This window comes from Micromonospora globispora (assembly GCF_003857015.1).
GTDB lineage: Bacteria > Actinomycetota > Actinomycetes > Mycobacteriales > Micromonosporaceae > Micromonospora > Micromonospora globispora.
In genome coordinates this window covers 1-4,533 of record NZ_QGGF01000177.1, presented here as the reverse complement: position 1 = coordinate 4,533, position 4,533 = coordinate 1, and the positions used below count along the sequence as shown (strand labels likewise).

The following is a 4,533-nucleotide window of genomic DNA, read 5'->3' as shown; positions in this document are numbered from 1 at the left end:
CTGCGGCAGTACGCGGAGCTCGGCCCGGTCCGGGGTGGGCGGACCTTGCACGGCGGGCATTCCGCGCTGGACTTCATGGCTCCCGAGCCGCGCGGCGTGGTCGCCGCGATCACCCCGTGGAACGACCCGGTGGCGGTCTCCTGTGGGCTGCTCGGCGCGGCCTTGGTCACCGGCAACGTGGTGCTCTACAAGCCCAGTGAGCGGACGCCGGGCACCGGCTGGCTGCTGGCGAAGGCGCTGGACTCGGCTTTGCCGGCCGGGGTGCTGTCGCTGCTGACCGGCGGCCCGGAGGTGGGCGCGGCGCTGGCCGGGCAGGAGGTGGACGTGGTGGCGCACGTCGGCTCCACGGCCACCGGCCGGGCGATCGCCGCGGCCGGCGCCCGGACCGGCGCGAAGGTGCTGCTGGAGAACGGCGGCAGCGACCCGCTGGTGGTCGACGCCGGCGTGGACCCGGTGTGGGCGGCCGAGCAGGCCGCGCTGGGCTGCTTCGCCAACGCGGGCCAGATCTGTGTCGCGGTGGAACGGATCTACGTGCACCGGGACCTGGCGGAGGACTTCGTCGACGCGCTGGTGGAGCGGGCCAGGGCGCTGACCATGGGTCCGGGCCGGGACCCGGGGACCCAGCTCGGACCGCTGGTGGATCGGCGCCACCGCGACCACGTGCACGGGCAGGTGACCGCCGCGGTGGCCGAGGGGGCGCAGGTCCGTACCGGCGGGACGCTGCCGGACGGCCCGGGCGCGTTCTACCCGGCGACGGTGGTGGCCGAGTGCCGGCACGAGATGGCGCTGGTGCGGGAGGAGACGTTCGGTCCGGTCGCCCCGGTGATCGTGGTCGACTCGTTCAGCGAGGGGCTCCGCTGCGCGGCCGACTCGCCGTACGGGCTGGCCGCCACGGTGCTCACCGGGTCGATGAGCCACGCGCAGCGGGCCTGGCGGGAACTGCCGGTCGGCACCGTGAAGATCAACGCGGTCTTCGGCGGCGCGCCCGGCGGTGCCGCGCAGCCGCGCCGCGGCAGCGGCCAGGGCTTCGGGTACGGCCCCGAACTGCTGGACGAGTTCAGCACGGTGAAGACGGTGCACATCGAGGCCCCCGGCGGCGGCCACTGGTGACCGTACGACGACGGGAGCCCGGGACCAGCGGTCCCGGGCTCCCGTGCTGTCGGCCGGTCAGCGGCCGCCGCGCGCCTCGCGGGTGGCCTTGTCGTTCGCCTTCTGGATCGCCTTGACCAGTTCCGGCTTGGTCATCCGGGACCGGCCCGGCACGTCCAGCTTCTTGGCGACCTCCATCAGGTGGTCCTTCGGGGCGTTGGCGTCCACGCCGGCGGCCGTCTTGGCTCGCCGCTGCGGGCCGCCCCCGGCGGCCTGCCGGTCGCTGGGGCCCTTGCGCCCCTTCGACTCCCAGTGGTCGCCCACCTTCTCGAACTCGTTCTTGACGGCGGCGAACGCGGTGCGGTGCGCCCGCTCCCCCTCGCCGTACGTCTCGATCGCCGAATCGTGCGTCTTCTCCCACGTCCGCTGGGCCTTCTCCGGGGAGCGCCGCAGCGTGCTGGGCAGTACCTCGCGCCCGGGCATCTCGTCCTCCTCGCGTTGTGGGCTCCCTGTTGACCGTTCCCCCACGCCCCGACGGCAAACCGGTACCCGGTTTGTCGATTTCGCGGGCGGGGTACCGCCGGGCCACGCGCGGGGGTGCGCCCGCGCGGCGAGAACAGGGGGCGGGTTCATGGCAGCGACGACCGAACCGGCGGTCACCGGCCGGCAGCGGGCCCGGATCCCCCGTCGGGTACGCCAGCTGAGCTGGGCGACCTGGCGTGGAGTGCTGGTCCGCAGCGCGAAGAACTTCGTCAAGGACAACTGCGCGGACTGGGCGGCGGCGCTCACCTACTACGGCGTGCTGGCGCTCTTCCCCTCCACCATCGTGGTGGTCGCCCTGGTCGGCCTCGTCTCCGACGGCCAGCGCACGGTCGACACGGTGATCGGCCTGGCCCGGGAGGTCGGCGCCGGCTCCGTGGTCGGCAATGACAGCTTCGTGAGCGTCGTTCGGGGCGTGGTCGAGCAGCAGGGCTCGGCGAAGGTGCTGCTCAGCTTCGGTCTGCTCGGTGCCCTCTGGTCGGCGTCGGGGTTCATCGGGGCGTTCACCCGGGCGTCCAACGCGATCTACGGGGTTGAGGAGGGCCGCCCGTTCTACCGGCTGCGGCCGTTGCAGATCGGCCTGGCCGGGGTGTCCCTGGTCCTGTTCGCGATCCTCGCCACCGGTCTGATCGTCAGCGGGCCGGTCACCGACGCGGTGGGCGACCGGCTGCACGCCGGTGGGCTGGCCCGGACGGTGTGGAGCATCGCCAAGTGGCCGGTGCTCGCGCTCGTGATGATGGCCCTGCTGTCGCTGCTGTTCTGGATCGCCCCGAACGTCCAGCAGCCGCGGTTCCGCTGGCTGACCCCGGGCGGCGGGCTGGCCCTGGTGGCGTGGGTGCTCGCCTCCTTCGGTTTCGGCCTCTACGTCGCCAACTTCGGCTCGTACGACGTGACGTACGGCAGCCTCGGCGCCGTCATCGCCTTCCTGGTCTGGCTCTACCTGTCCAACTCGGCGCTGCTGCTCGGCGTGCAGGTGAACGCCGAACTCCAGCGCGGCCGGGTGATGCAGGCCGGCGGCGGGGATCCCGGCGAGCCGGTGCTGCCGCCCCGCGCACCAGCCGACTCGTGACCGGGTGACGGCGACCGGCCCGGTTTACCGGCGGCCCCGTCGGGCATGTCTGCAGGCATGGAACGTGGCAGCAGCAAGCACGGGCCCAGGGTTGACGAGCAGATGAGCCGGGAGGTCGAAGGCCTCCTGCAGGGGCCGGGGGCCGGCGGCTCGCGGGTCGACGAGTCCCGCCAGCCGGAGCCGGCGGGCGAGGACCAGCCCGAGCCGAAGACGCTCACCGCCGGCGCGTCCCGCGGCGGCAATCCGCAGGGCATGAGCATGGACGACGTCGAGGGGCGCAGCCGACTCGGCCGGTACATCACCATGTCGGCCCTGCCCGGGGACCGGGAGGCGCTGATCGCCAACGCGCGGGACAACGACGCGCCGGCCGACATCGTCGACGCGCTGGAGCGACTGCCCGACGGCACCCGTTACCAGACGGTTTCCGAGGTGTGGGCCGCGCTCGGACACAAGAACGAGACGACCCGCTGGTGACCGGATCGGCCCACGATCCGAACTGTCAGCGGCGCGCAGAGGAGGATTCTTCATGAGTGGCGTTGTCGAGCACATGGACGTCGCCGTACCGATCCGGACCGCCTACGACCAGTGGACGCAGTTCGAGGAGTTCCCGCACTTCATGGAGGGCGTGCAGGAGGTGCGGCAGCTCTCCGACACGGTGACCCACTGGACGGTCGAGATCGCCGGGGTGAAGCGCGAGTTCGACGCCGAGATCACCGAGCAGCTGCCGGACGAGCGGGTCGCCTGGAAGTCCACCGGCGGCACCCAGCAGTCCGGCGTGGTGACCTTCCACCGCCTGGACGAGGGGAACACCCGGGTCACCCTGCAGATGGAGTTCGAGCCGCACGGGGTGGTCGAGCAGGCCGGCGACAAGCTGGGCGTGGTGGACCGCCGGGCCAAGGGCGACCTCGAGCGGTTCAAGCAGTTCATCGAGCGGCGCGGTCAGGAGACCGGCGCCTGGCGCGGCAAGGTCGACCGCCCGCAACCGTGACCCCCTGACCCCCGGGTGACATTCGCGATGGCCGCCGGTGATCCGGCGGCCATCGGCGTGTCCGGGCGGCCGTTTGCGATCATCGCCCTCGGGTACCGACGGGGAATGACCGACAACGACAGCCACGTGTGGCGCGACGAGGAGAAGACTCCCCTGCGGGAGCTGGACCGGGCGCTCGCCGGCTCGAGCCTCGACGGCCAGGCCGACGACGTCACCGGCAACGACGCCGGCGAGGAGGCCGCGTTCGGGCACGGTCCCGAACCGGTGGACCGGGGTGCCGGGCCGGAGGCCGAGCGGCAGGAGATGACCGACTCGGAGAGGGCGTACCGGCCCTCGACGACGGGACGGACCGGCCCCGACACCATGTGAGTCCGGCCCACCCCCGGTCGCCCGGCCTCGCCCCGGCGGGCGCCTGACCGGGCGGCCGGCGGGACGGTGCGGCAGCCGGCGACCGGGGCCCTCCCCCGCGCCCCGGCGGCGTGCAGCGCGATCAGCGCCACCGCGAGCACCACCAGCGCCGGGCCGAGCCTCTCGACCGAGGTGCGGCCGACCAGCAGGCCGATCCCGGCGGGCACCAGCGCGCCGCCCAGCCCGGCAGCGCCGATCTGCAGGCCGATGGTCCGGTCCGCGTGCGCCCCGCCGACCCGCTCGGCGGTGGTGAGGGTGAGCAGCGGGAAGACCGGCGCGGCGGCGAAGCCGACGACGAGCAGCCCGGCCACCGCCACCCAGGCGGGCGCGGGCAGGGCGATCAGCAGCGCGCCCGCCGCCATCCCGAGCAGGCTCCCCCGCAGCACCCGCGAGCTGCCCAGCCGTTCGGCGACCACCCCCTGCACCACCCGCCCCACGA

Annotated in this window: 6 protein-coding genes and 1 pseudogene; 5 read left to right on the top strand and 2 right to left on the bottom strand. The window is 73.8% G+C overall.

Going from position 1 to position 4,533, the window contains the following annotated elements; genetic code table 11:
* On the top strand, window positions 1–1,110 hold a 1,110-nt coding region (locus tag DKL51_RS06785; RefSeq protein WP_124811842.1), incomplete at its 5' end, for an aldehyde dehydrogenase family protein.
* Window positions 1,111–1,167: 57 nt separating this feature from the next.
* Here DKL51_RS06785 and DKL51_RS06780 read toward each other — a convergent pair.
* The gene (locus tag DKL51_RS06780; RefSeq protein WP_109945047.1) at window positions 1,168–1,572 is read right to left on the bottom strand and encodes a ChaB family protein; all 405 of its coding nucleotides are present in this window, start codon (window positions 1,570–1,572) and stop codon (window positions 1,168–1,170) included.
* Window positions 1,573–1,720: 148 nt separating this feature from the next.
* Between DKL51_RS06780 and DKL51_RS06775 the strand changes: the two genes are divergently transcribed.
* From DKL51_RS06775 to DKL51_RS06760, 4 genes are all read left to right on the top strand, one after another.
* Window positions 1,721–2,698 (top strand): YihY/virulence factor BrkB family protein, encoded by a 978-nt coding sequence (locus DKL51_RS06775; protein WP_109945048.1) that lies wholly within the window; start codon window positions 1,721–1,723, stop codon window positions 2,696–2,698.
* 57 nt (window positions 2,699–2,755) lie between these two features.
* Complete coding sequence (locus DKL51_RS06770; protein WP_109945049.1) at window positions 2,756–3,172, top strand: DUF2795 domain-containing protein; 417 nt, start codon at window positions 2,756–2,758, stop codon at window positions 3,170–3,172.
* Between the two features lie 52 nt (window positions 3,173–3,224).
* Window positions 3,225–3,686, top strand: coding sequence for an SRPBCC family protein (locus tag DKL51_RS06765; protein WP_109945050.1), 462 nt, complete (start codon window positions 3,225–3,227; stop codon window positions 3,684–3,686).
* A 105-nt stretch (window positions 3,687–3,791) separates the two neighbouring features.
* A complete protein-coding gene (locus tag DKL51_RS06760; protein ID WP_109945052.1) occupies window positions 3,792–4,055 on the top strand; it encodes a hypothetical protein in 264 nt (87 codons plus the stop codon).
* 176 nt (window positions 4,056–4,231) lie between these two features.
* Here DKL51_RS06760 and DKL51_RS06755 read toward each other — a convergent pair.
* Window positions 4,232–4,480: pseudogene (locus DKL51_RS06755) on the bottom strand (MFS transporter); the annotation flags it as partial.
* Window positions 4,481–4,533 lie beyond the last annotated feature (53 nt).

What these genes read in the sequence shown, in the direction of transcription:
- DKL51_RS06765 (WP_109945050.1), top strand. Translation starts at nt 3,225, where the DNA reads ATGAGTGGCGTTGTCGAGCACATGGACGTCGCCGTACCGATCCGGACC.
- DKL51_RS06760 (WP_109945052.1), top strand. Translation starts at nt 3,792, where the DNA reads ATGACCGACAACGACAGCCACGTGTGGCGCGACGAGGAGAAGACTCCC.
- DKL51_RS06780 (WP_109945047.1), bottom strand. Translation starts at nt 1,572, where the DNA reads ATGCCCGGGCGCGAGGTACTGCCCAGCACGCTGCGGCGCTCCCCGGAG.
- DKL51_RS06775 (WP_109945048.1), top strand. Translation starts at nt 1,721, where the DNA reads ATGGCAGCGACGACCGAACCGGCGGTCACCGGCCGGCAGCGGGCCCGG.
- DKL51_RS06770 (WP_109945049.1), top strand. Translation starts at nt 2,756, where the DNA reads ATGGAACGTGGCAGCAGCAAGCACGGGCCCAGGGTTGACGAGCAGATG.